General features: G+C 61.7%; 22 protein-coding genes. 8 read left to right on the forward strand and 14 right to left on the reverse strand.

The genetic code is table 11. The annotated features are described in order from the left end of the window. Positions 1-15: 15 nt before the first annotated feature. The 3 genes from M5C56_RS10690 to M5C56_RS10700 are packed head-to-tail and all read right to left on the reverse strand — an operon-like array spanning position 16 to position 4,432. Entirely contained in the window at positions 16-2,403 is a 2,388-nt protein-coding gene (locus M5C56_RS10690) for a serine hydrolase (RefSeq protein WP_103494339.1), read from the reverse strand. Continuing rightward, positions 2,355-3,623 carry a putative glycoside hydrolase gene (locus M5C56_RS10695; protein WP_103494340.1) on the reverse strand — a complete coding sequence of 423 codons (1,269 nt, stop codon included), beginning with the start codon at positions 3,621-3,623 and terminating at the stop codon, positions 2,355-2,357. The genes M5C56_RS10690 and M5C56_RS10695 overlap by 49 nt, the downstream gene beginning before the upstream one ends. Next, the gene (locus M5C56_RS10700) at positions 3,620-4,432 is read right to left on the reverse strand and encodes a polysaccharide deacetylase family protein (protein WP_103494341.1); all 813 of its coding nucleotides are present in this window, start codon (positions 4,430-4,432) and stop codon (positions 3,620-3,622) included. The genes M5C56_RS10695 and M5C56_RS10700 overlap by 4 nt, the downstream gene beginning before the upstream one ends. Positions 4,433-4,644: 212 nt before the next feature. Between M5C56_RS10700 and M5C56_RS10705 the strand changes: the two genes are divergently transcribed. After that, positions 4,645-5,205 carry a nitroreductase family protein gene (locus M5C56_RS10705; RefSeq protein WP_103494342.1) on the forward strand — a complete coding sequence of 187 codons (561 nt, stop codon included), beginning with the start codon at positions 4,645-4,647 and terminating at the stop codon, positions 5,203-5,205. Between the two features lie 23 nt (positions 5,206-5,228). On the opposite strand, the gene M5C56_RS10710 is transcribed toward M5C56_RS10705, so the two are convergent. The 3 genes from M5C56_RS10710 to M5C56_RS10720 form a co-directional block, all read right to left on the reverse strand. After that, positions 5,229-5,594, reverse strand: coding sequence for a hypothetical protein (locus M5C56_RS10710; protein WP_247263144.1), 366 nt, complete (start codon positions 5,592-5,594; stop codon positions 5,229-5,231). 73 nt (positions 5,595-5,667) lie between these two features. Then, on the reverse strand, positions 5,668-6,249 hold the full coding sequence (locus M5C56_RS10715; protein WP_103494344.1) for a Spy/CpxP family protein refolding chaperone: 582 nt from the start codon (positions 6,247-6,249) through the stop codon (positions 5,668-5,670). A 152-nt stretch (positions 6,250-6,401) separates the two neighbouring features. Then, a complete protein-coding gene (locus M5C56_RS10720; protein ID WP_103494345.1) occupies positions 6,402-6,827 on the reverse strand; it encodes a potassium channel family protein in 426 nt (141 codons plus the stop codon). A gap of 305 nt (positions 6,828-7,132) precedes the next feature. Between M5C56_RS10720 and M5C56_RS10725 the strand changes: the two genes are divergently transcribed. Genes M5C56_RS10725 through M5C56_RS10740 form a run of 4 tightly spaced genes read left to right on the forward strand, consistent with a single transcriptional unit; the run spans position 7,133 to position 11,368 of the window. Further along, complete coding sequence (locus M5C56_RS10725) at positions 7,133-7,852, forward strand: ABC transporter ATP-binding protein (protein ID WP_103494346.1); 720 nt, start codon at positions 7,133-7,135, stop codon at positions 7,850-7,852. Continuing rightward, on the forward strand, positions 7,849-8,736 hold the full coding sequence (locus M5C56_RS10730; protein WP_103494347.1) for an efflux RND transporter periplasmic adaptor subunit: 888 nt from the start codon (positions 7,849-7,851) through the stop codon (positions 8,734-8,736). The genes M5C56_RS10725 and M5C56_RS10730 overlap by 4 nt, the downstream gene beginning before the upstream one ends. Further along, positions 8,736-10,229 carry an efflux transporter outer membrane subunit gene (locus M5C56_RS10735; protein ID WP_103494348.1) on the forward strand — a complete coding sequence of 498 codons (1,494 nt, stop codon included), beginning with the start codon at positions 8,736-8,738 and terminating at the stop codon, positions 10,227-10,229. Before M5C56_RS10730 ends, M5C56_RS10735 begins: the two co-directional genes overlap by 1 nt. Further along, complete coding sequence (locus tag M5C56_RS10740; protein ID WP_103494349.1) at positions 10,226-11,368, forward strand: ABC transporter permease; 1,143 nt, start codon at positions 10,226-10,228, stop codon at positions 11,366-11,368. Before M5C56_RS10735 ends, M5C56_RS10740 begins: the two co-directional genes overlap by 4 nt. On the opposite strand, the gene M5C56_RS10745 is transcribed toward M5C56_RS10740, so the two are convergent. From M5C56_RS10745 to M5C56_RS10765, 5 genes are all read right to left on the reverse strand, one after another. Continuing rightward, on the reverse strand, positions 11,358-12,395 hold the full coding sequence (locus M5C56_RS10745) for a zinc-dependent alcohol dehydrogenase family protein (protein WP_103494350.1): 1,038 nt from the start codon (positions 12,393-12,395) through the stop codon (positions 11,358-11,360). The two genes, M5C56_RS10740 and M5C56_RS10745, sit on opposite strands and share 11 nt — an antisense overlap. Before the next feature lie 57 nt (positions 12,396-12,452). After that, positions 12,453-14,339: an ATP-dependent zinc metalloprotease FtsH gene (gene ftsH / locus M5C56_RS10750; RefSeq protein WP_103494351.1), complete on the reverse strand. Its 1,887-nt coding sequence runs from the start codon at positions 14,337-14,339 to the stop codon at positions 12,453-12,455. 269 nt (positions 14,340-14,608) lie between these two features. Beyond that, complete coding sequence (locus tag M5C56_RS10755; protein WP_103494352.1) at positions 14,609-15,823, reverse strand: pyridoxal phosphate-dependent aminotransferase; 1,215 nt, start codon at positions 15,821-15,823, stop codon at positions 14,609-14,611. Beyond that, entirely contained in the window at positions 15,820-16,482 is a 663-nt protein-coding gene (locus M5C56_RS10760; RefSeq protein ID WP_103494353.1) for an RraA family protein, read from the reverse strand. Before M5C56_RS10760 ends, M5C56_RS10755 begins: the two co-directional genes overlap by 4 nt. Further along, a complete protein-coding gene (locus M5C56_RS10765) occupies positions 16,479-17,147 on the reverse strand; it encodes a diguanylate cyclase (RefSeq protein WP_103494354.1) in 669 nt (222 codons plus the stop codon). Before M5C56_RS10765 ends, M5C56_RS10760 begins: the two co-directional genes overlap by 4 nt. Positions 17,148-17,252: 105 nt before the next feature. On the opposite strand from M5C56_RS10765, the gene M5C56_RS10770 reads away from it, so the two are divergent. Further along, on the forward strand, positions 17,253-18,146 hold the full coding sequence (locus M5C56_RS10770) for a LysR family transcriptional regulator (protein ID WP_103494355.1): 894 nt from the start codon (positions 17,253-17,255) through the stop codon (positions 18,144-18,146). Positions 18,147-18,295: 149 nt separating this feature from the next. Next, positions 18,296-19,132, forward strand: a complete 837-nt coding sequence (locus tag M5C56_RS10775; protein WP_103494356.1) for an alpha/beta hydrolase — start codon at positions 18,296-18,298, stop codon at positions 19,130-19,132. A gap of 71 nt (positions 19,133-19,203) precedes the next feature. Here M5C56_RS10775 and M5C56_RS10780 read toward each other — a convergent pair whose 3' ends face one another. Genes M5C56_RS10780 through M5C56_RS10790 form a run of 3 tightly spaced genes read right to left on the reverse strand, consistent with a single transcriptional unit; the run spans position 19,204 to position 20,819 of the window. Further along, on the reverse strand, positions 19,204-19,914 hold the full coding sequence (locus M5C56_RS10780; RefSeq protein WP_103494357.1) for an SDR family oxidoreductase: 711 nt from the start codon (positions 19,912-19,914) through the stop codon (positions 19,204-19,206). Between the two features lie 42 nt (positions 19,915-19,956). Further along, the gene (locus tag M5C56_RS10785; protein WP_103494358.1) at positions 19,957-20,607 is read right to left on the reverse strand and encodes a DsbA family oxidoreductase; all 651 of its coding nucleotides are present in this window, start codon (positions 20,605-20,607) and stop codon (positions 19,957-19,959) included. Continuing rightward, positions 20,604-20,819 carry a 4-oxalocrotonate tautomerase family protein gene (locus tag M5C56_RS10790; protein ID WP_100939466.1) on the reverse strand — a complete coding sequence of 72 codons (216 nt, stop codon included), beginning with the start codon at positions 20,817-20,819 and terminating at the stop codon, positions 20,604-20,606. The genes M5C56_RS10785 and M5C56_RS10790 overlap by 4 nt, the downstream gene beginning before the upstream one ends. A gap of 294 nt (positions 20,820-21,113) precedes the next feature. On the opposite strand from M5C56_RS10790, the gene M5C56_RS10795 reads away from it, so the two are divergent. Further along, complete coding sequence (locus tag M5C56_RS10795; protein WP_103494359.1) at positions 21,114-23,003, forward strand: ATP-binding protein; 1,890 nt, start codon at positions 21,114-21,116, stop codon at positions 23,001-23,003. Positions 23,004-23,194: the final 191 nt, after the last annotated feature.

The following is a 23,194-nucleotide window of genomic DNA, read 5'->3' on the forward strand; positions in this document are numbered from 1 at the left end:
AGGTGGCTGGCTCGCTCAGTAGCGCAAATTCTCCTGGCGCAGTCGCGCGAAGCGCTCAAGGGACGAGGCATCGAGCGCTTGCGCCGCGTCCGCTGCCGCGCCGTCGTGGATCGCTTGCCACACCGCTTGTGAACCGACCGAAGCCCGGGTCGCCGCCAGATCGAAGGTGTCGGGGTAGAGCGCGTGCAGGGTGGCGAGCAGCGTCAAGCCGAGGCTGGCGGCGGGACGCGGAGCGGCGGTCGTGTCGCGCACGATGCTGACGCCATGACAGAGTTGACCGCGCCAGGTCGACTCGGTGGGGACGAAATCGATCTTTTCGAAATGCATGCCTGTATCCAGTGCATTCAGCCTGTCTGCCAGTCGGCCGGCGTCGATCCAGGGGGCGCCTATCCATTCGAATGGATGTGCTGTGCCGCGTCCGACACTCAAATTCGCACCTTCGAGCAAGCCGACTTCCGGGTACAGGTCCAGTTGCGGCAGCGTGCGCAGGTTCGGTGAGAGCGGCACCCAGCCCAGGCCTGTGTCGGCGAAGGTCATGGAGCGGCGGTAGCCTTGCATCGGTACGACGCGCAGGTCCGCGCCGATGTGCTTGTTGTGGTTGAACAGACTTGCCAGTTCGCCGACGGTCATGCCGGGGAGCAGCGGAAGCGGGAAATAACCGGTGAAAGAGGTGTGGCGGCTGTCCAGCAGCGGCCCGCCGAAGCGCTGCCCGCCGAGTGGATCGGGCCGGTCCAGGACAAACAGCGGTATGCCTCGTGCCGCCGCGGCTTCGAGTGCGTAGCCCAATGTGGTCTCGTAGGTGAAGAAACGCACGCCGGCATCCTGGATATCGAAGACCAGCGCATCCAGCCCCTGGAGCGAGCCGGCCGGGAAGCGCTGTGTCGCACCGTAGAGGCTATGGACGGTGAGACCCGTGGCGCTGTCGAGCGTGTCGCCGACCCGCTCGTCGAGATCGGTGTTCAGCCCGTGCTCCGGCGAGAACAGTGCTGTCAGCCTGACGCCTGGCGCATGGGCGAGCACGTCGACGGTGCGCCGGCCGTTGGCGTCGAAGCCGCTGCGATTGGTGATCAGGCCCACGCGCAGGCCGGCCAGTGCTGCAAACTGCTGCGCCTCCAGTACGTCGATACCGGTCCGCACCGGGCCGGTCGAGGTGGGCAACTGAGTGGCGGCCTGCAACGCCGGCCATGCCGACGGCTGCAATCGAGCGATTTGCGCGGTGCTGGTCGGTGTCGCCCGGCTGGCCAGCAGCGCGAGCAATTGGGCACGCAGCGGGCGCGCGTCACCGCGATCATTCGGATGCACGCGGTTGCTCAGGATGACGATGAACTGGTGTGTCTGGGGATCGATCCACAGACCCGTGCCGGTATATCCGGTGTGGCCGAGCATGCCAATGGGCGGTAGACGATCACGATTCGGTACCAAGGGGGCGGCCAGTTCCCAGCCGAGTCCGCGCCACGGCGGGCTCGCGAGGGGCGAGGCGGTCGTGGCGAGTGCGCTAATGCTCTGCGGTCGCAGGATCGGCGTGCTGCCCACGCGTCCGTCGTTCAGTAGCATCTGCGCGAAGCGGGCGAGGTCGTCCGCGGTGGAAAACAGCCCGGCATTGCCGGAGACACCGCCCATCCATTGGGCGGTCGGATCGTGCACGCGGCCCTGGCGCATGCCGGCCTTGTCCGGGGTTGTCGGGGCACTGCGTGCCGCTCGCCCGACGTCCGGGAGAAAGAGCGTGTCGCGCATGCCGAGCGGAGCAAAGATATAAGCTTGGCAATAGGCATCGAGCGAACGGTGGCTGATCCGCTCGACCAGTTCGCCGAGGACCACGAAATTCAGGTCGCTGTAGATGACCCGTTCACCGGGTGCGCTGCGCGGAGACTCTGCGGCGATGGCCTTCAATACGCCTTCGCGGCCGGGCTGAGCGGGGCGTGCGGGCAGGTCCGCGCGTAGCCCGGAGGTGTGCGCCAGCAGGTTACGCACGCTCACTGTGTCCTTGCCGTGGGCCGCAAAGGCCGGCCAATAGTGTGCAACGGGGGCATCCAGGTCGAGGCGGCCGGTTTCGGCCAGTTGCATGATCGCCGTGGTGGTGGCGATGACTTTGGTCAGGGAGGCGAGGTCGAACTCGGTGTCCAGCGTCATCGGCTCAGGGGCCGGTAGTGTGGCGCGCTGTCCAAAGGCCTGGCGGTAGAACACATGGCTGGCGTCCCCGATCAGCACGACGGCCCCCGGGATACGCCCGGCGGCGATCTGCCCCTCGACGATCCGTGCGGCTTGCAGGCGAGCGGCCGCATCGAGGTCGGCGGCCCCGGCGATCTGTATTGTTGCCAGGCCGGCGAGGAGCACCGAGCCTTTCAGTGCCCCGATCAACGTTGCGGCAAATCGGCGGCGGCGTAGTGATTGTGCGGGTTCCATAACATCCATCCATCGCTGTCGGCGGCGTCGGCGGCCTTTATCTGGGCACTGATCGCGGCGGCGTCAAATACGCGATGATCGAAGGCATAATCGCGAAAGGCTTGCAGCCACGGGCGAAAACGCACGCCTGGCAGGTGGGTGCGCTTCACGGCCTCCGCCAGGGAGCGCCTGACGATCTGGCCGGGATCGGTGACCGGGTTGCTCAGCCCCGGCAGTCCCCAGGTGAAACCGGATGGGTAGAGCATCGGCGAAATATAGTCCAGCGGTGCGCCGAGGGTTTCGAGTTGCTGGCCGATGGCGGTGTCGTCGAGATTCCAGCAAACATAGCCGAAGATGTCGGCGGAGACGAATACGTTGTAGGGTGCCAGTCGCGCGCGGGCGGCTTGCAGGAAACCGACGATCGCCGCTGTCCGGTTGCCCCGGGTATTCGGCTGGGCAAAGTGTAATCCGCCCTTGTCAGGAAAGCGCACATAGTCGAACTGAACTTCATCGAAGCCCATTTGTGCTGCCTCCTCGGCGATATCGAGATTGTGCTGCCAGACGTCGTGGGAAAACGGGTCCATCCATTGCAGCTTTTCGTTATCGCGCCATGGCGCGCCTTGCGTGGTGTGCACGCTCCATTCCGGATGCGCGCTGGCGAGCGGGTCGTCCTTGAACACCACGATGCGCGCGATCAGGTACAGGTGTTGCGCATGCAGCCTGGTCAGCAGTGCCGGAAAGTCCTGTACCTGCGGTGCGCGCTCGGCCAGATGGGCGGTGGCGCCACTCTTCTCGCGGGCCGCGCTGTGATAGGGCGTCAGGCCGCGATCGCCCTTGACGTCGATTACCAGGGCATTGATGACCGTGCTCTGGGACAGGCTGACGGCCTGGTTGCGCAGGGTCGCGCTGGTCACGCCGAATACCGACAGATAGACCGCTTTCGGACGAAATGGGGTCAATACGAGGGTGATGGGCGTTTCGTCGGACACCTGGGCTTGCGCACGCAGGTACCCGGGCGCGCGAGCTCCGACGCTCGTGGCCGCCTGGGCGGTCTCGAAGCTCCCGTGCTCATCGGTGCGGGTGACGCCGGCCGAGGTGGTGATGATTGCGCCGACCAGTGGCTCCTGCGTGCTTGAGTCGAGCACGACGCCGCTCACGGCCAGGGCTTCCTGGCCTGTCAGCAGGGTGGCGACGGTGAGCAGTAGCGCAATCGCGTATCGCCTTGAGGAACGGAGGGTCATGGTGTGTTCCCCGCTGCGGGTGTCGTCGGGGTATCCGGTTCGCCGAGCAGGCGGGCGAACGCCCTGGCGCCATAGGCGTCGATCATCAGGAAGCGCGGCAGTGCCAGCAGCCGTGCGTGGCGGTCTGCCTTGCGGGCGTCGAGGGTGAAGGCGGCCACGTAGTGCTCTTCGGCGGCCAGTGCGAGCAATTCGTCGTCGTAGATGCCGTAAGGCCAGGCGAGCATGTCGATAGACGCGCCCGTTTGAGCCTCGAGACGGTGACGTGAATTGTCCAGTTGCGTGCGGACGAACTGCTGGAAGTCGGCGGGTGTACGCTGTTTGCGCTCGACCTTGAAATTGGGATGCCAGTAGGTGTGCGACTGGATGTCGAACAGCCCGCTCTGCTTCAGGGTCCGCAATTGCTCCCAGGTCAGCGCATAGGAAGCGTTCGAGATCGCCGATGGATAGATGAACAGCGTGACCGCAAAGCGATCGCGCAACACAATGGGTAGCAGTTTTTCGAAGACCGAACGATGCCCGTCGTCCACCGTGATCACCACCGGCTTCGGCGGCAGCGTCGCATGGGGATCGCGCAGCCAGTCGACCACCTCACGCAGCGGCACGATCTGGTAGCCACGCTCGTGCAGAACCTGTAACTGGGCTTCGAAGGTGCTCATGCGCACGGTCATCGAGTCGTCCGCCGTTTCCGAGAAACGGTGGTAAACCAGAATCGCGACACGGGGTTCCGCGGGCGGTGTGACGCCGTCCGTGCCCCAGGCCAGTGCGCAGAGACCCGCCAGCACGACACACACCATGAATTTACCGCACATCTGAGCGCTCCTGCGCAAGTCACGCTCACTCGCGTCATCCGTCTCGCGAATGCGAGGCGGATTCAGTGTGTGTCGAGTCCGGCCGCGTCCATATGATGAAAGTCAAAGCCGTGTGACATGGCACTGTCCGGAGTGCTGACTTGATCTATATCAAGGTTAGCTCATCGTTGCCGCGCGACTGTGTGAAAGGACACTATCGGAGGTCTACGTTCATGAATATCGATGAGGCGATTTCGGGCCGTCGCTCGATACGCGAATACACCACGCAAGCCGTTGACGAACCGCTTATTCAGCGCTTGATCAATGCCGCCATCCAGGCGCCCAGCGCGGTCAACCAGCAACCGTGGACGTTCACGGTGATACGTGATCAGGCGTTGCTGGATCGGATCTCTCGCGAGGCCAAGGCCCATATGCTCGCGACCATGCCCGCGGGAACCCTGTCCGAGCACTTCCATTCGGTGCTTAATGATGCGGATTTCCAGATCTTCTATCAGGCACCGGTGCTCATCCTGATTTCGGGGAGCACCCAAGGCCAGTGGATGGTCGAAGATTGCGCATTGGCTGCCGAGAACCTGATGCTCGCCGCCTATGCCGAGGGGCTCGGCAGTTGCTGGATCGGGTTTGCCCAGCGTTTTCTCGATACGCCGGAGGGGAAGAGCCTGCTGGGTCTTCCCGCCGAATGGTTGCCGGTTGCGCCGATCATCCTGGGGCATCCCAAGTCCGTGCCGGCCCCGGTCCAGCGCAACGAGGCGCAGATCCGCTGGATTGGCTGAACCGGGCGATCAGACCGTTGCTCCTACTTGGGCGCGGGGGGTGTCGCCGGCACCATCCGCCAGCCTTCAGGACACTCGCGCACATAGGGGTAGTAGCCCTTGGCTGACGGACAGTAATACCAGTTTGCCGCAGAGGGCGTCGCAGGCGCGGTGACCACCGGCGGTGCTGCGATCACCACCGAGGGCGGGATATCCGGGTAGTAGTACTCAGGGACCGGGTAGTAGTAGACCGGATAAGCCGGAGCGTAATACGGGCCGCTGAGACGTCCCGCCTCCCAACCCAGGCCCAGGCCAAGCGCCAGCCCCCACCAACCCGCGCCGCCTCGATAACCGCCTCCGCGCGGTGCGGCGCTGGCCGGTACCGCGAGACTGGTAGCGATCACAAGCATGCCCACGAGAACGCAACGTTTTACCGAATCGATATTCATGATCTCTGTCCAATAATGGAACGTTCAGTGGCGCTTATTGTTCGACGGTTTCGTCGCGGTCTTCTTCCTGCGCCGGGGTGAGCGATTGCATGGGCATCTGCCAACCATCGGCGGCGGAGGCCCGGTGGTGCATCACTGTCCAGAACAGATCGAAAATGGTCTTCTGTTCGGCGGCCAAGGTGTCGTAGAAGGCCTGGGTACGCACCTGCGCCGCATCCAGGCGTACCAGGTGGGCCTGCATCCACTGGGTCTGGGCGCGCAGGCGCTCTATGCCCCTGGCCATTCTTTCCGGCGTGGTCTGGTCAACCAGTGCCTTCGGGGCGGCGGCGTCCTTTTCACCTTCGCCGTTGTCCTTTTTCAGTTGCTCCTTGGCATCGGCCAGGACCCCTGACGACCAGGTCTCCCAGGCCGGCAATTGCTCCGCTTTCAGATTCAGTTTGCCTTTGAGATCGTCAAGGGTCAGTTGGGTATGTTTGATCCAGTCGAACTCCGAATGGAGTTTGAACATCCCCCCTGACGCTGGCATTTGCGGATTCGCCATGACCTGGGTGGAGGGCAACAGAAAAGCGCTGGCTGCCACCAACAAGCATTGAGCGATCAAACCTGACTTTTTCATCTTCAGCCCCTGCCGGTACCGTGATTGTCAGGTCGAGCATAGGAGTGGCGCACGGGGGGGAATCTGATCTATGTCAGAAGACCCCGAGTGCCTTGATGAATGTTTTCTCAGCGCGCCAATCCGGGAAAAAAGTCTGACGGCGGCCTCGCTAGCTATTTGTTCTTCCAGTATTTCTGCATTTCGAGAAACAGAAACGAGGCGGTCCAGGAAATCAGCACCAGGCCAGTCAGGCCCTGCAGCCCGGTCAGGTACTTGAGGTGGCCGACGGGGGAGATGTCGCCGAAACCGATCGTGGTGTAGGTGGTGAAGGAAAAGTACACGCAGTCCATGAACGAGCCATCGAAGTTGCCCTCCAGGCTTCCCCATTTGCCGGAACTGACCATCAGGTAATAGACCAGGGCGAAGCACCAGACTTCCGCCGCGTGGGCCACCAGCGCGCCGAATACCCCGATGACAATCCTGAAACGATTCGAGAGCTTGAGTCGGGGCAGCCAGTCGTTCAGCCGTAACAGGCACTCGTAGTGGATCACCACGACGACGATGACGGCCAGTGTATTGATCAGGGTGACTGCCAGCATGGTCGGCCTCCAGCAATGGAAGAAAAATGATCGCCTACCACCCTCGCGCCTGGTACCGATCAGTGCTTTCTACCCTGGGGCGACGAAAAATTATTGAGCTAAATCAACAGTGCTTTTTGTAGACCGATAGATGGCCATTTGTTGATAAAGATCAGGGGGCATTGGCAAGGGCGCCAGATACTTGCCACACCCCCTGGAGTTTCCAACGGAGACCCGGGAAAGCGCGCCGTCACAACCGATGTACCCAAGGCTGGCAAACACCGCGTAGCCATTTCCATACCATGGCATGCCGGGCAGGAGAGATCATGAGTACCGCTCCAGTCGTTTCTACAACGCATCCGGCGATCGTTTCAAACGGCCTGAGCAAATGGTTTGGCGAAGGCAATGCGCGCATGCAGGCGGTCAACCAGGTATCACTGGTCGCCGGGTTTGGCGAGATGGTGTTTATCGTCGGTCCCTCCGGGAGTGGCAAGACCACGTTTCTCAGCATGATCTCCGGCATCCTGCGCCCCGATGCCGGCACGGTGACCATCAATGGCCAGGATATCTGGAGCCTGGGCACTGACCAATTGGCCGAGCTGCGCCTCAATAACATTGGCTTCGTGTTTCAGGACTATCACCTCTTCGCGCGCTTGACCGCCGCCGAGAATGTGGCGATTCCGCTGATTCTCCAGCATCACGACTGGGACGATGCCATTGTCCGGGCTCGGCGCAGCCTGGAAGTGGTCGGCCTCAAGGATCGCGGGGATATTCTGCCGGTCAAGCTGTCCGGCGGCGAACAACAACGGGTGGCCATTGCCCGGGCGATTGTCGGCGAACCACAGATTCTGATCTTCGACGAGCCGACCGCGTCCCTCGATGGCGATACCGGGAAAATGATCATCGCCTTCGTCAAGACCCATATCCTCAACCAGCAGCGGTGCATCCTGATCGTCACCCACGATGCGCGGATCAACGAGTACGCCGATCGCATCATTCACATGGAAGACGGGCGCATCACCGAACTGGAACGGGTCGCCTCATGAAAAACCGTCTGCTGTTCGGTGTGGCCGTACTCGGTGTCCTGGCCGGCCTGGTGGCCGCCTATCTGTTTGGGCGCACTCCACAGACGCCGCCGCCGGTCTTCGCCCCGGCGAGCAGTCCCTATGAGACCGCGATTTATGCCAACGGCATTATCGAGAGTGAACAGTCCGGCGGCTCCGACATCGTGATTTACCCGCAGGTGGCCGGGCCAGTGACGCAACTGTTGGTGCACGAGGGGCAGAAGGTGACCCTGGGGATGCCGTTGGTGACCCTTGACGATGCCGTGCCCAGGGCCAATTTCGAGTTGGCACAGGCCAATCTGAGCACTGCCCGGGACCAGTACAGCAAGCGTCTGGCCTCCTACGGCATGGACCCCAAGTCGATCAGCAAGGATACCCTCGATACCGCCAGGGACACGGCGGCCCAGGCCCAGGCGGCGTTGAAGGCCGCGGCGGCGACGCTGGCGCAGTATGCGATCAAGGCGCCCGCGAATGGGGTGGTGTTGGCCATCAACAGCACCGTCGGCAGCTATGTGTCGTCCCAGGGTGCCTATAACACCTACACCGAGGGTTTCACGCCGTTGCTGGTCATGAGTTCCGAGCAGGATCATCTGGCCGTGCGCTGTTACATCGACGAGATCCTGATTGCCCGCTTGCCGGCGCCTGAACATATCCGCGCGCAGATGCAGATCCATGGCACGGAGATCAAGGTGCCGCTGGAGTTCGTGCGGGTGCAGCCCTATGTTTCGCCGAAAATCGAGTTGTCCGATCAGCGCCAGGAGAAAGTCGACCTGAGGGTCTTGCCGGTGATTTTCCGCTTTGAGAAAAAAGACCTCCCGATGGTGTACCCGGGGCAGTTGGTGGATGTTTTCATAGGGCAGAAATAATGGACCAGTCGCGCGTGTTTCGCCCGATGCGGCCCTGTGGCCGCTGGCTGGTCCTCAGCTTGTTGACGCTGACCAGCGCTTGCACCCTCGGTCCGGATTTCTCACGTCCGGCGGCCCCGGCACAGGAGGGTTATATTCGCGATCCGATCAGCGCCACCGTGGCCGCCCAAGGGCAGGCGCAGCGCTTTTTGCCGGGGGCCGAGGTCGCGCCTGACTGGTGGCGGCTGTTCCAGTCCGCTTCGCTGGATGCGGTGGTCCATCAGGCGATTGCCAACAACATGACCCTGCGGGCAGCCGAGGCCAGCTTGCGGCAAAGCCAGGATACGCTCATGGCCGGCTATGGGGTTTTCTACCCGCACCTGGACGTTCACGCGGGCGCCGATCGTGAGCGCAGCGCACCCATCCAGCAAGGACTGGGTACCAAGGGCTCGATCTTCAATGTCGTGACCTTGAGTGGCACGATCAGCTACACCCTGGATATTTTCGGCGGCGAACGTCGAACCGTGGAAGGCCTGCAGGCCCAGGTCGATCATCAGACCTGGCTGACCCAGGCGGCTTACCTCACCTTGACCGCCAATGTCGTCAATGCCGCCATTGCTCGCGCGGCTTATGCCGCGCAGATCCAGGCCACCGAACAACTGATCGAACTGCAAAAGCAGCAGTTGCAAACCACCCAGGTGCAGGTACGCAGTGGTACGACGCCGTATTCGGCGATCCTCAGCTTGCAAAGCCTGATCGCCAGCAACGAGGCGCTGTTGCCGGCCCTGCGGCAGAAAGTCAGCCAGGCCGAGCATTTGCTGGCCACCCTGGAAGGCGTTGTACCGTCCGAAGTCAAACTCCCGGACATCCAGTTGAGCGGGCTGTCGTTACCCAAGGATCTCCCCGTCAGCCTGCCTTCGGTATTGGTCCGCCAGCGCCCGGACATCCTCTCCGCCGAAGCACAGCTGCACCAGGCCAGCGCCGCTATCGGCGTGGCTACGGCGGCGATGTTTCCCAGCTTCAGCCTGACTGGCACCTATGGCACTGCCGGATCGAGCCCCGGATCATTGTTCGCCGGTGCCGGGCGTTTCTGGAGTGTCGGGCCGTCGATCGATATCCCGCTGTTCCAGGGTGGCAGCCTGTGGTTTGGCCGCAAGGCCGCGATCGATGCCTATCAGCAGGCCGCGGCGGGTTATCGGGAAGTGGTGCTGGAATCTTTCGCCCAGGTCGCCGATACCCTCAAGGCACTGGAGTTCGATGCCCAGGCCTTGCAAAAGCAAGCCGAAGCCCAGGCCGCCTCCGCAGAGGCCTTGCGGTTGTTGCAAGCCAACTATCGCTCGGGCCTGGTGACCTATCTGGATCTGCTGGCCGCCGATGTGCAACTGCATCAGGTCAACATCGCCTATTTGCAGGCGCTTGCCCAACGTCATCAGGACACCGTCGGCCTGTTCGTTGCCCTGGGGGGCGGCTGGTGGAACCGAGCCGACGCCACCGGCAGCAGGCCCGGCCCATGAAGCACTTCGGCATTCTGCGCATAGGTTTCAAACTCCTGGTCAATGACCGCTCCAAGTTTTCCGCGTTGCTGGTGGGTATTACCTTTTCGGTATTCCTGATGATGCAGATGACGGCGATGTTTGCCGGGATCCTCAACCGGGCCTACTCGACGGTGACCAATATCGGTGCGGCGATGTGGATCCTGGACCCGGCCGTGAACACCCCGACCAGCGTCATCCCGCTGCCGGATTACCTGCTTGATGCAGTGCGCAGCATGGACCAGGTCCGCTATGCCGTGCCGATTTTCATCGGCGGCGCCCAGGTCCGGCTGGCCAGCGGCACTTACCAGTCGGTCAGTGTGATCGGCCTGGATGACACCAGCCTGTTCGGCCGGCCGTTACTGGAGCAGGGGGCCATCGAGGATATCTACGCCGAAAACGCGTTCATCATGGTCCACGATGCCGAGTTTTCGAAGCTGGAGAACCCAAGGATAGGCACCGCCTTCGAGCTCAATGATCATCGCGGCACCATTGTCGGCATTGCCAAGGTCCTCACCAGCGGCCTGACCGGGGTGCCGACGCTCTACACCACCTACCGGCGCGCCATCGAATACCTGCCGACCACCCGGTTCACCATCTCCTATATCCTCCTGGATCCCCGCGATGAAGCGGCCGTGGGCCAGATCAAGCAACAGGTCTCGAAGTTGGGGTACATCGCCCTGACCAAGGACGAGTTCAACCAGCGCATCGCCAATTACTACATCTATCAGACCGGGGTAGGCACCAATATCCTGATGATGACAGTCATCAGCTTTCTGGTCGGTCTGTCGATTTCCGGCCAGACCTTCTACACCTTTATCCTGGAAAACCTGGACAAGTTTGCCGCCCTCAAGGCCATTGGCGCCAAGAGCCGTGAACTGATCTACATGATCCTGTTCATGGCCACGTTCACGGCGATGACCGGTTATGGACTGGGTATCGGCCTGGTCACGCTGATGATCTCCGTGGCGCGCTCCAACCTGCCCAACTACGCGGCCATCATCACGTTCTGGAACCTCGGGCTGGCCTTCGTCATGGTGCTCCTGATCGCCGGGGTCTCCAGCTATGTGGGTATCCGCAAGGTCCTGAGAATCGAGCCTTTCGATATTTTCAGAGGGTGATGACAACTCGCTGGAGCGCATCGTGATCCTGCTCGGTTGCTGGCCAGGGGGTCAGCACGATTGCCCCCTTGACCGCTCCCGCCCTGAGTTGCGCCAAGGCCTGGTTGGCCTCGGCCAGGGGAAAAACCGTGACGTCGCAATGTACCGGTGTATGGCGGATTTCGTCGAAAAAAGCCGTGCCGTCGTCGCGCGTGAGATTGGCTACCGAGCGTATGCAGCGTTCGCCCCACAGTAGCCGGTAGGGAAAACCTGGCACATCGCTCATATGAATACCGGCGCAGATCACACAGCCCCCGCGGACCGTGGAGGCCAGCGCCTGTGGGACCAACGGACCGACCGGGGCAAAGATCAGGCTCGCATCCAGCAGATGGGGTGATGGCTGGTCCGAAGGGCCCGCCCAGGTCGCGCCGAGTGCACGAGCGTAAGCCTGGCCTTCGGTGTCTCCGGGCCGGGTGAAGGCATAGACTTGCTGTCCCCGGCCCAGCGCCACCTGGATCGCCAGATGGGCCGCCGCGCCGAAGCCGTAGAGACCCAGGTGCTGCGCCGTGCCGGCCATGCGCAAGGCGCGAAAGCCGATCAAGCCGGCGCAGAGCAGGGGCGCGGCTTCAGTCGCGCTCATGCCTTCGGGCAGGGCAAAGCAGAATCGGGCATCGGCCACTGTGTATTGCGCATAGCCGCCGTCCAGGTGACAGCCGGTGAATTGCGCTTGCTCGCAGAGATTTTCCCGGCCCGAGCGGCAGAATTCGCATTCCCCGCATGTCCAGCCCAACCAGGGCACGCCGACCCGCTGGCCGATCCAGCTGGAGGCGACATCGCTGCCGACAGCGATCACTTCACCGACGATTTCATGCCCGGGCACCCTGGGCAGCACCGCCTGGGGTAGTTCTCCGTCCAGCAGATGCAGATCCGTGCGGCACACGCCACAGGCCAGCACCTTGATCAGCAGTTGCCCTTGCAGGGGATGCGGAATCTGCCGTTCCTCCGATTGCAGGGGCTGGCCGGGGGCGTGCAGGACCATGGCATGCATGACGATTCTCCTGAAACAGTGATGTTGCAGCGATCCCGGATCAGCTGCCCATGTTGTTCAGCGGTGCCGCTCGAAGAGAGGCGTCGTCCCGTCCATGGCCTGACCCGATGGGCCGGTGAGGGCGATAACATGACGGGCTTCGCAGGCCGACGGCATCAGGGCGGGGAACTCCTCGGGCGTGAGCGTCTCCTTCTCCATCAGCAGGTTGGCACCGCTATCCAGATCGGCGCGCCGCTGCTTGAGCAGCGCCTGCGCACGTGTATAGGCTTCATCGAGCAAGACACGAATACCCAGGTCGATCTCCCGGGCAGTCTGTTCCGAGTAGTCTTTTTCGCCCATGCCAGGCAGATGTTCACCCAGATAGGTGGAAGACCGCCGTTCCAGTACCGACTGGCCGAGCTCGGCGCTCATGCCGAAGCGGGTGATCAACTGCCGGGCGATATCGGTGGCGCGTGCCAGATCGTCGGCCGCACCAGTGGAGATCTGGCCATAGACGATGTATTCGGCCGCGCGTCCGGCCATCAGCACCACAATCCGATCCTTGAGCATCTGGCAACTGATCAGGAAGTGGTCTTCGGTCGGTCGCTGCAAGGTGTAGCCCAACGAACCGGCGGCACGGGGAATAATGGACACTTTGTGCACCGGGTCCATCCCGGGCAGGGTCGCGGCAGCCAGGGCATGTCCCATCTCGTGATAGGCCACGATCAGGCGTTCTTCGGGATGCAGCAGGCTGCTTTTGTGTTCAAGGCCCACGACGATGCGTTCTACCGCGTTGGTGAAATCTTGCAGGTTGACGCTCGAGCCTGCCCGGCGGGTGGCAACGATTGCGGCTTCATTGATCAGGTTGGCCAAGTCGGCCCCGGTGAAACCAGTGGTGATATCGGCAATTCGCTCGGCATCGGTGCCGGGGTCCAGGGTGATTTTCTGCAGATGGACCTTGAGAATGGCCAGGCGTCCCTTGCGGTCGGGACGGTCGATCAGGATCTGCCGATCAAAGCGACCGGCGCGCAGCAGGGCGGGATCAAGAATTTCCGGGCGGTTGGTGGCCGCCAGCAGGACCACCCCTTCGCGGGGGTCGAAGCCATCCAGTTCCGCCAGTAGCTGATTGAGGGTCTGTTCTTTTTCATCGTTGCCCCCCAGGGTTCCCACGCCGCGTGCCTTGCCCAAGGCATCCAGCTCGTCGATGAAAATAATGCAGGGCGCGGCCTGCCGTGCCTGCTCGAACAGGTCGCGGACCCGGGCGGCGCCTACGCCAACGAACATCTCGACGAATTCGGACCCCGAGATGGAAAAAAACGGTACGCCGGCTTCACCGGCAATGGCCTTGGCCGCCAGGGTCTTGCCGGTCCCCGGAGGACCGACCAGCAGCGTGCCTTTGGGAATATGGGCGCCCAGGCGCGAGTACTGTTCCTTGTCCTTGAGGAAGGAGACGATTTCCACCAGCTCGGCCTTGGCCTCGTCGATGCCGGCGACATCGGCAAAGGTCACGCCGGTATCGCGCTGGACAAAGACCTTGGCCCGCGACTTGCCGACATTCATCATTCCGCCGAGGCCCTGCTTCTCGGCCATGCCGCGGAACAGGAAATGCCAGACCACCATGATCATGACAAAGGGCAGCAGCCAGCCGATCAAGCCGGTGAGCAAGGTGTTTTCAGTGACCCCGGAGAAGGTGGCATTGGACTGTGCCAGTTCGGTCGCCAGGGCGGGGTCGACGCGTACCGTGCTGAATCGATCATGGCCATTGATGGGTTCTTGCAGCTTGCCGCTGATCTGATCCTTTTCCACTTGCAGGTCACTGACTTTGTGCGCGTCCAGCAACTGGAGGAACTGGCTGTAGGGCAGGCTTTCCACTGGGTGGTTTTGACCGAGGAACATCTGCAGCGCGGCAAACGCCAACAAGGCGATGAAGAAATACGACAGGTTCCACTGATGAGTCTTTTTCATGACCTTGGCCCAGGGAGCAAAGAGGGAGGAGAGGGCGGTATTTTCAAAGTCGGGCTATTGCCGGATTCGTCGTTCATGACGGACCGCAACAGCTCGGTCACTCCCTGTTTTTACGCTTTGGGGCTGAGAAATCATTGAGTTATATCAACAATGCTTGAATCCCCCTGTTGCAGTACTGGGCGTAATGTTGGCGGCGACTGCGGGGTTGGCGCGCTCCGAACGGGCTTTGTGCTGACAAGGGCGTCATCTGTGCAGTTGCCTGTTCCGGCTTAACGCAAGGAACGGCAAAACCGTTGAATGGCTTCGCAGGCCCGACACAGCGAATCGTCATCCAAGGCATAGGCGATACGGATGTAGGGGCCCAGCCCGAACGCGCTGCCTTGCACGACGGCCACATCCGCTTCATCCAGCAGCGCGTGGGCCACATCTTCATCGCTGCGTAGCACCCGTCCAGAGAGGGAGGTGCGGCCAATCAGGCCGGCACAGGAGGCAAAAGCATAGAACGCGCCCGTCGGACTCACGCATTCCAGTCCTGGTATGTCATTCAGCAGTGCCACCATCAAGTCGCGACGACGCTGGAAAACCGCCCGGCTTTCCTGGATGAAGTCCTTGGGGCCTTCCAGTGCCGCGAGTGCCGCTTGTTGTGAAACCGAACTCGCCCCCGAGGTCTGTTGCCCTTGCAGCTTTTCCATGGCATCCAGCAACCAGCGTGGCCCGGTGGCAAAGCCGATGCGCCAGCCGGTCATGGCATAGGCCTTGGAGACGCCGTTCATGGTCAGGGTTCGCGCTGCCAGCCGTGGCTCCACCTGGGCCAGGGTATGGAAGGTTTGATCGTCGAAGATCAGGTGTTCATAGATATCATCGGCCAGGATCAGCACCTGGGGATGGGCCAGCAATACCTCGGCCAGTGCCTGGAGCTCCTCCCGGCTGTACACCGCGCCGGTGGGGTTGGACGGCGAATTGAGGATCAGCCAGCGGGTCTGCGGCGTGATTGCGTCATTCAGTGCCGAGGCGGTCAGCTTGAAACCCGTATCGGCATCACAGACGACGATCCGGGTTTCGCCACCGCACAGCTGGACCATCTCCGGGTAACTGACCCAGTAGGGCGCGGGTACTATGACCTGGTCGCCCTCGTTCAGCGTGGCCGCCAGGGCGTTGTAGATCACCTGTTTGCCGCCGTTGCAGACCAGGGTGTCCTGCCAGGTGACGTCCAGGCCGTTCTCGCGCCGGAACTTGGCGGCCACCGCTTCACGCAGCGAACGGACACCGGCGACCTGGGTGTAGCGGGTGTGGCCGTGTTCGATGGCATCAATGGCCGCTGCGCGTACATGCGCGGGCGTATCGAAGTCCGGTTCGCCCGCGCAGAGTGAAATGATCGTTGCGCCTTGCGCCCGCCGTTCCGCCACCCGGTCCATGATCCGGTAGGTCGCCGAAGGTTGCGCGCTGGCCAGGCGCCGGTTCAGGCGTTGAATATCGATGCTCATACTTTCCTCTGCAGGTTGTGATAACCCAATGCGGCCCTGGCTTCTTTCAGGGTTTTGCCTTGGCTGATCAGGGCGCGAATCTCGGCTTCGACCGTTTCGATCTGGCGGGCACAGGCCGCTACTTCGACGGCACGGGCACGGGGCACGATCACCACGCCGTTGGCATCGGCGACCACGATGTCGCGGGCGCAAACCCGGGCGCTGCCGATGGACACCGGTTGGTTGACTGACTGAACCTGTACGCGGTCCTTGCCGGTGCGCATGAAGCGGCCCTTGCTGAAGATCGGGTAGCCATCGCCCAGCGCCTTGTTCACGTCTCGGCAGACACCGTCGATGACGGTGCCGGCAATCCGTCGTGCGCCGGCGTACTGGGTCATGATGTCGCCCCAGACCGTGCAGTCGGTGCGCCCGCCGTTGTCGATGACCACGATGTCACCGGGCGCCACGTCCTCGATAAAGTCACCCACGGTGCCGGGCGGCACGCTGGCCGTGACGTAATGCACGGTGAACGCCGGGCCGACGATCACCTGGCTGTAATTGCCCAGGGGCGCGATCTCGAGGCATTGGCCGGGCAGGCCGAGCTTGTCCATGGCATCGGACACGCCCGGGGTGTCGAGCCCCTCGAAGAGGGCCACCAGTTGCCGGTCTTCCGGGCTCATCGGCTGTGCTCCACATGTATGGCTTCGAACTGGGTGTCATGCATCACCTCGGCCACCGAGCCGCCGCCGCGCACGGCCTCGACCATGCCGTCCTGGCGACGGGCAATGCGTTCGCCAAGGTCGAGCACTTTGTCGATGTGGACAGTGGAGACGAACACCGTGCCGCAGTTGTCGGCGATCACATAGTCATCCTCGCTGACGGCCACGCCGGCCACGTTGATTGTCACGGCGGCATCGACCTGCACCACACGATTGCGCGCGCTGATCATCGTGACGCCACGGCCGTAGACCGGGTAGCCGATCGCTGCGCTGCCGTCGATATCGCGACTGAAACCGTCGATCACCGTGCCGCGTACCTGCTTGGCGGACGCGGCATTGGCGAGGATATCGCCCCAGCAGGAAATGCCTTCGAGACCGCCGGCAATCACCAGTACACGATCGTCGCTGTCGATCTGTTCGACCACCGGAGTGATCAGGTGCACGGTGGGTGTTTTATCGGACTTGGGCGCCAGCAGCACGGTACTGGCCCGGCCGACGATTTTCGGGCACGTCCACAGCGGACGTAGCCCTACCGTGGCACCGGGCAGGCCGAGGAAATCGAGCGCATCGGACACGGTGTTGGTGTCCAGCGCCGCCAAGCGTTCCAGCAAACTCTTGTGGGTCATGGGGGAGCCCCTGTGGTGACGGAGGCGCCCAGTGTCGGCGAGGAGGTTTGATAGGTATATTACTAATCACAGAAGCGTTGGATACGCTGAACCTATGGATAAACCATGATCAATTTCCGTCTGATTCGTCACCTCTGGTTGTTCCTGGCGGTTGCCGAGGAACAGAATTTCGGCCGCGCCGCCAAGCGTCTGGGCATGTCCCAGCCACCGCTGAGCGAGCAGATCCAGGTCCTGGAACAGGCGCTCAAGGTCACGCTCTTCGAGCGTTCGCGACGGGGTGCGAAACTGACCCCGGTCGGGGCCGCGATCCTGCCGGCGGTACGCAAGTTCGCCGAGCAACTGGAGCGTCTGGAACTGGCCGTGGAAGAGGCGGTGGCGGGGCAGTCGGGCCTGTTGACCATCGGCGCGATTTCAACGGCCATGTTTGACGTGTTGCCGGGGCTGATCGAACAACTGAAGCGTGAATACCCGCACCTCACGGTGTCGGTGCGGGAAATCGACAGCGTTGAAGCCGTCCCGGCGCTGGAGGCCGGGGATATCGATCTGGCGTTTGCCCGGCTGGACGGTGATCTGGGGGCGTCGATCCGGTCACTGCCATTGACGGAAGATCGTCTGGTGGTGGCATTGCCCGTCGATCACCCATTGGCCTCGCGTTCGCGTATCAGTCTGTCGAGTCTGGCCAACGAAGCCTTGGTGATGTTTTCTCGGAAGGTCAGCCCGGTGTATTTCGATAACCTGATTGCGACCTGTCGGGCCAGTGGTTTCTCCCCGCGTGTCTTGCATGAAGTGCGTTCGGTCGCGTCGCAGATCGCCTTTGTCAGCTATGGCCAAGGTATTGCGCTGGTACCGGCGTCGCTGAAAAAGCTGGCTCCCGCCAATGTGGTGTTCCGACCGCTGAGCCAGAAGTTGCAGGTGGTCACCACCGCGATGGCCTGGAATACCAGCCGACCCAATCCATTGGTAGAAGCCCTGGTCGCCCGGTTTCGGGCCAAGGTGTGACCGGGGTGTTGTTCAAGGCTGATAGGTTTTGCGTATGAAAACCTTCCTGAATCAGGAATTTACAGAAAACCTGATTCCCTTGAGATTGTCGCCTGTACCGTCGGCAATTCGTGTCCGTGCGAAAACCTTTTGTTCAAGGAGTTACTTCCGTGCCCTCACCGGAAACATTCACCCATACGCAGCTCCCTCTTACAGTCGAAGGGGTTCAACTGAACGTGGCGGCCATTTATCGTGAGGGTGACTTGGCGCCTATTGTCTTCCTGCATGGTTTTGGCTCGACCAAGGAAGACTATGCCGACATCGTGCTGCAGGGTGCCTTTTCCGGTCATCCCTTTGTCGCGTACGACGCGCCGGGCTGCGGTGAGAGCCAGTGCAGTGATTTATCGAGGATCTCCATCCCTTTCCTGCTGCAGACGGCCTTGCAGGTGCTGGAGCATTTCGGTATCGAGCGCTTCCATCTGGTTGGTCACTCCATGGGTGGGCTTACCGCGCTGATGCTGGCCCATCAGTTCCCGGAGCGGATACTCAGCTTTGTCGATATCGAGGGCAATATTGCCCCGGAAGACTGCTTTCTCAGTCGACAGATCGTCGATTATCCGGCGGACGATCCCGAGGTTTTTTTTGCCGCGTTTATCGAGCGTACTCGCCAGGCTCCGGCGTATGCCAGCGCGCTATATTCGGCCAGCTTGCGACACAAGGTGCGGGCCGGCGCGGTGCGTGGGATCTTCCAGTCAATGGTCGAGCTTTCCGATAACGCTGACCTGATGGGCAAATTTCTCGGCCTGAAATGTCCGCGCATGTTCATGTATGGCGAACAGAACGCCTCGTTGTCCTATCTCTCGCATATCCAGGCCGAAGGCGTGCGGCTGGCCCCCATCGCGCAGTGTGGCCACTTTCCCATGTATTCCAATCCGCTTGCGATGTGGCAGCAGATTGCCGATTTTCAGAACGCCGGCCAACGGAGTCCTTTACCCAAAATGGATTGAGCCTGGCCGTCGACCTCCAATAAAAACGCCCCGAATCCTACAGGCGAGGCGTTCTTCTTCTGCTCAGGTGCTTAGTGCCCGGCGCTCTGCCCACCGTCCACATGCAGGATCTCACCCGTCACAAACCCGGCAGACTCCAGGTAGACAATCGCCTGGACGATATCGCTGGTTTCCCCCATCCGCCCGACCGGATGCAGGCGGCCCAGCGCCTCATGGGTTTCTTCGGCATGCATCGGGGTCTTGATGATCCCGGGGCTGACCGCATTGACCCGGATCCCGCGCTTGGCGTACTCGATGGCCAGGGACTTGGTCGCCGAATTGAGCCCACCCTTGGTCAGCGAGGCCAGTACCGACGGCACCCCGTCGATGGCGTGATCCACCAGGCTGGTGGTGACGTTGACGATATGACCCTTGCCTTGTTTCTCCATCTCGCTAATCGCCAGCTGGCTGATGTAGAAGAAACCATTCAGGTTCACCGCCAGCACGTTGGCATAGTCTTCGTGGGTGTAGCCGGTGAACGGCTTGGCGATAAAGACCCCGGCGTTGTTGATCAGGCTGTCGATACGACCAAAACGGGCGACACCTTCACGGATGACGCGCTCGGCGGTGGCCGGGTCGGCAATGTCACCGGCGACGGTGAGGATATCCGGGTCTGTGGACGGCTTGACCGAGCGGGCGGTGGCAACCACCCGGTAATCGAGATCACGGTAGGCCTTGACCAGCGCCGCGCCGATCCCTTGGGAAGCGCCAGTAATCACAACGACTTTTTTTGCATGGCTCATGATAAAACCTCGATGGAAAGTAAGGGGGTAGGGCGTGATCAATCAAGCAGCGGCGGAGGCGATTTCCCGCAGCATCTGTTCGTAGTACTCGACCGACTGCGAGCCGGACACCAGATGACGGCCGTTGAGGATCATGGCCGGCACCGAGTTGATGCCGCGTGCGCGGTAGAAAGCCTCGAGTTCACGGACTTCGTCGGCGAACGCGCCGCTGGCCAGCACTTCACGGGCAGGCGCCGCCTGCAGTCCCGCTTCGGTTGCCAGACGCACCAGGGTTTCCCGGTCGCTCGGGTTCTGCCCGTCGCTGAAATAGGCGCGCAGCAAGGCTCTCTTCAGTTCGATCTGCCGACCTTCCTGCAAGGCCCAGAGCAACAGGCGGTGGGCATCGAAGGTGTTGTAGAAATGGCTGCGTTTTTCCAGGTCGAACTGAAAACCGATGGCCTCGCCCCGGGTCATCAACATCTGCTTGCCGGCGGCGACTTCTTCGGCGCTGCGGCCGTATTTGCGCATCATGTGCCGCACCGCGTGCTCGCCTTCGGCCGGCATGTCCGGGTTCAGTTCGAAGGGTTTGAAGGTCAACTCGACCGAGACTTCATCGGCCAGGTTGGCGATGGCCCGTTCCAGGGCCGTCACGCCCAGGGCGCACCAGGGGCAGACCACATCGGAGATGAAGTCGAGCTTGACGGGCGCGTTCATGACGGGTTCTGCGCCAGTTGCTGGCGGTATTGGGTGGTGCTGATGCCGGCGTAGCCCCAGTTATCCGTGTCGACTTCCTCGATCACGATGTGGGTCAGGTCCGGGCGTTTGTTGAGCACCCGTTGCAGGGTTTCAGTGATTTCGGCAATCACCTGGGCTTTCTGCTCCGAGGTAACGCCATCGCGGGTTATGCGCACGCTGACAAAAGGCATGACAAGTCTCCAGTGACCTGCCCATCGGCATGATGGCAGGCAGTGGGAGCAATTTATTAGGTTGTTAAACGCGGATAAAGGTGGGGCCAAGAACATCATTAGTGAGGTGGTGTAATGAGTTTTGCGCTTGATCGGCGGGTTCGCTTACCCGGTTTGTGATCTATAGTCCTTATCGGATCAGTTGATAATCTCTTTCGCACGGACGCTACAAGGAGCCCCAGCCCGCTCCTTGGGCCATAACCCCGGCGGATGCCCTCTAGCCTAGAAGTGTTGGTACAACGCAGGGAGCACAGCATGTCGATCCAACGACCAGACGGACTGAGGTCGGCTCCCACTATTGCCAGGTCTGCGGCCGCCATTGCCAGGACCACCCGCGGTTTTTTCCAGCGTGGGCTCGATCAGGTCAAGGAAGCCTACATCCTGTTTCCGCTGCTGGCCGCTGTCCTTTTGCTGGCTATCTGGACGGCAACGCTGTACCTCATCAACAGTGAACTGGTACGGGCGCAACGCGGCGCAACCACGGCCAGCCTGGAGATCGGCGCCACCTACGAGGCCCAGATGTTGCGTGCCGTCCACGAAATCGATCAAACCCTCAAGCTGGTCAAATACACCTATGAGGCCGAAGGCGAGCGTAATCCACTGCCCAGGCTCAAGGAGCGGGCGTTATTGCCGCCGCCCCTGTTGTTTGACGTCAGTGTGGTCAACCCGGACGGCGGGCTGGTGGCGAGTACGCGGGCCAACGATACGGAAGCTATTTCGGACCGGGATGAGCAACAGGCACTGCAGCACGACGACACACTGTTGATCAGTCACGCCTGGAAAAAACCGCAGACGGGAGAATGGCGGCTGCGTTTCAGCCGCCGGCTGAATGCTCCGGACGGTGGGTTTTCGGGCATCGCCCGGGTCGAGGTCGATGCGGCCTATTTTGTCAGCAGCTATGACGCCTCGAAACTCGGCGACCATGGCGTCCTTGGTTTGTTGGGTACCGACGGCATTTTTCGGGTACGCCGAAGCGGCGATGCGGTGCTGGCCGGCGATGCGGTGGATTATGCGGCGTTGGTCCCGGACACCGAGGACACCCAAGCACTGTTGGCGACCAATACCTGGGACGGCGTGCGCCGCTACACCAGCGCCCGTCAGCTCTATGACCTGCCCCTGGCGGTGATCGTCGGGTTGTCTGAAGAAGAACAACTGGCCACGGTGACCGGGCAGGCGCATACCTATTTGTGGCGGGCCGCGGGCGGCAGCCTGTTGCTGGTGTTACTGGTCGGCCTGCTGAGCCGGATGAGCTGGCAGCTCGCGCAAAGCCGCTTGCGCACGGCCGAAGCCCAGGCCCAGCTGGTCGCCATTGCGCGTCAGGCCGGGATGGCGGAAATCGCCACCAATGTCCTGCATAACGTGGGCAATGTGCTCAATAGCGTGAATGTCTCCGCCGAAGTGGTTACCCGCAAGCTGCGCACCAGCAAAGCCCTGGGTCTGAGCAAAGCGGTGCAGTTGATGAACGAGCATGTCGAGGATCTGGGTCACTTCATCTCCCAGGACGAGAAAGGCAAGCTGCTTCCGGGCTATCTGAACCAGTTGGTGGACGCTTTGGCGCTCGAACAAAAGAGCATGACCGACGAACTCGATCAATTGACCCAGAGCATCGATCACATCAAGGAAATCGTCGCGGCCCAGCAGTCTTATTCAGGGGCATCCAGTCTTGCCGAGGCCGTGCAGGTACCGCAGTTGATCGAGGATGCGCTGCGCATGAATGCCAGTTTCCTCGCTGCCCGCCAGGTCACCGTGGTGAAAGAGTTTGCCGAAACGCCCTGTTTGCAACTGGACAAGCACCGCTTGCTGATGATCCTGGTCAACCTGATAAAAAATGCCGGCGGCGCGATGGACAATCCAGCCGATCGACCTCCGCTGATTACCCTGCATACCGAGATGCTGCCGGAGCAGACCCTGGTCATCAAGGTGATCGACAATGGCGAGGGGATTGCCGAGGAGAATCTGACGCGGATTTTTGCCCACGGATTCACCACGCGCAAAGACGGCCATGGTTTCGGATTGCACAGCTGCATCCTGGCGGCCATGGAGATGGGCGGGGCATTGAAGGTCCACAGTGACGGGCCGGGACAAGGGGCAATCTTCACCCTGGAACTGCCCAGCCAGGTTTCGAGCCCGGCAGCGGCTGCATAACCCGGGCGTATGGGGTTTTGTCGTCTACAATTTTGCTCGTGGTATCGCTGGATTTTATTGAGCCAACGTTACAAGGAATAGAACGAATGGCCGCAGTCCTCCCCGACACTTCATCAGTCAATCGCCAAGCGTGTTCCCGAGCGAAAGCGTGCCCGGATGTATTCGCATCCCCTGTTGTGGTTGCATTGAAC

This window comes from Pseudomonas sp. MWU13-2862 (genome assembly GCF_023242495.1).
Taxonomy (GTDB): domain Bacteria; phylum Pseudomonadota; class Gammaproteobacteria; order Pseudomonadales; family Pseudomonadaceae; genus Aquipseudomonas; species Aquipseudomonas gingeri_D.

Excerpts from the sequence above, each read along its gene's own strand:
- M5C56_RS10690 (WP_103494339.1), bottom strand. The coding sequence starts at position 2,403 with ATGGAACCCGCACAATCACTACGCCGCCGCCGATTTGCCGCAACGTTG.
- M5C56_RS10695 (WP_103494340.1), bottom strand. The coding sequence starts at position 3,623 with ATGACCCTCCGTTCCTCAAGGCGATACGCGATTGCGCTACTGCTCACC.
- M5C56_RS10700 (WP_103494341.1), bottom strand. The coding sequence starts at position 4,432 with ATGTGCGGTAAATTCATGGTGTGTGTCGTGCTGGCGGGTCTCTGCGCA.
- M5C56_RS10705 (WP_103494342.1), top strand. The coding sequence starts at position 4,645 with ATGAATATCGATGAGGCGATTTCGGGCCGTCGCTCGATACGCGAATAC.
- M5C56_RS10710 (WP_247263144.1), bottom strand. The coding sequence starts at position 5,594 with ATGCTTGTGATCGCTACCAGTCTCGCGGTACCGGCCAGCGCCGCACCG.
- M5C56_RS10715 (WP_103494344.1), bottom strand. The coding sequence starts at position 6,249 with ATGAAAAAGTCAGGTTTGATCGCTCAATGCTTGTTGGTGGCAGCCAGC.
- M5C56_RS10720 (WP_103494345.1), bottom strand. The coding sequence starts at position 6,827 with ATGCTGGCAGTCACCCTGATCAATACACTGGCCGTCATCGTCGTCGTG.
- M5C56_RS10725 (WP_103494346.1), top strand. The coding sequence starts at position 7,133 with ATGAGTACCGCTCCAGTCGTTTCTACAACGCATCCGGCGATCGTTTCA.
- M5C56_RS10730 (WP_103494347.1), top strand. The coding sequence starts at position 7,849 with ATGAAAAACCGTCTGCTGTTCGGTGTGGCCGTACTCGGTGTCCTGGCC.
- M5C56_RS10735 (WP_103494348.1), top strand. The coding sequence starts at position 8,736 with ATGGACCAGTCGCGCGTGTTTCGCCCGATGCGGCCCTGTGGCCGCTGG.
- M5C56_RS10740 (WP_103494349.1), top strand. The coding sequence starts at position 10,226 with ATGAAGCACTTCGGCATTCTGCGCATAGGTTTCAAACTCCTGGTCAAT.
- M5C56_RS10745 (WP_103494350.1), bottom strand. The coding sequence starts at position 12,395 with ATGCATGCCATGGTCCTGCACGCCCCCGGCCAGCCCCTGCAATCGGAG.
- ftsH (WP_103494351.1), bottom strand. The coding sequence starts at position 14,339 with ATGAAAAAGACTCATCAGTGGAACCTGTCGTATTTCTTCATCGCCTTG.
- M5C56_RS10755 (WP_103494352.1), bottom strand. The coding sequence starts at position 15,823 with ATGAGCATCGATATTCAACGCCTGAACCGGCGCCTGGCCAGCGCGCAA.
- M5C56_RS10760 (WP_103494353.1), bottom strand. The coding sequence starts at position 16,482 with ATGAGCCCGGAAGACCGGCAACTGGTGGCCCTCTTCGAGGGGCTCGAC.
- M5C56_RS10765 (WP_103494354.1), bottom strand. The coding sequence starts at position 17,147 with ATGACCCACAAGAGTTTGCTGGAACGCTTGGCGGCGCTGGACACCAAC.
- M5C56_RS10770 (WP_103494355.1), top strand. The coding sequence starts at position 17,253 with ATGATCAATTTCCGTCTGATTCGTCACCTCTGGTTGTTCCTGGCGGTT.
- M5C56_RS10780 (WP_103494357.1), bottom strand. The coding sequence starts at position 19,914 with ATGAGCCATGCAAAAAAAGTCGTTGTGATTACTGGCGCTTCCCAAGGG.
- M5C56_RS10785 (WP_103494358.1), bottom strand. The coding sequence starts at position 20,607 with ATGAACGCGCCCGTCAAGCTCGACTTCATCTCCGATGTGGTCTGCCCC.
- M5C56_RS10790 (WP_100939466.1), bottom strand. The coding sequence starts at position 20,819 with ATGCCTTTTGTCAGCGTGCGCATAACCCGCGATGGCGTTACCTCGGAG.
- M5C56_RS10795 (WP_103494359.1), top strand. The coding sequence starts at position 21,114 with ATGTCGATCCAACGACCAGACGGACTGAGGTCGGCTCCCACTATTGCC.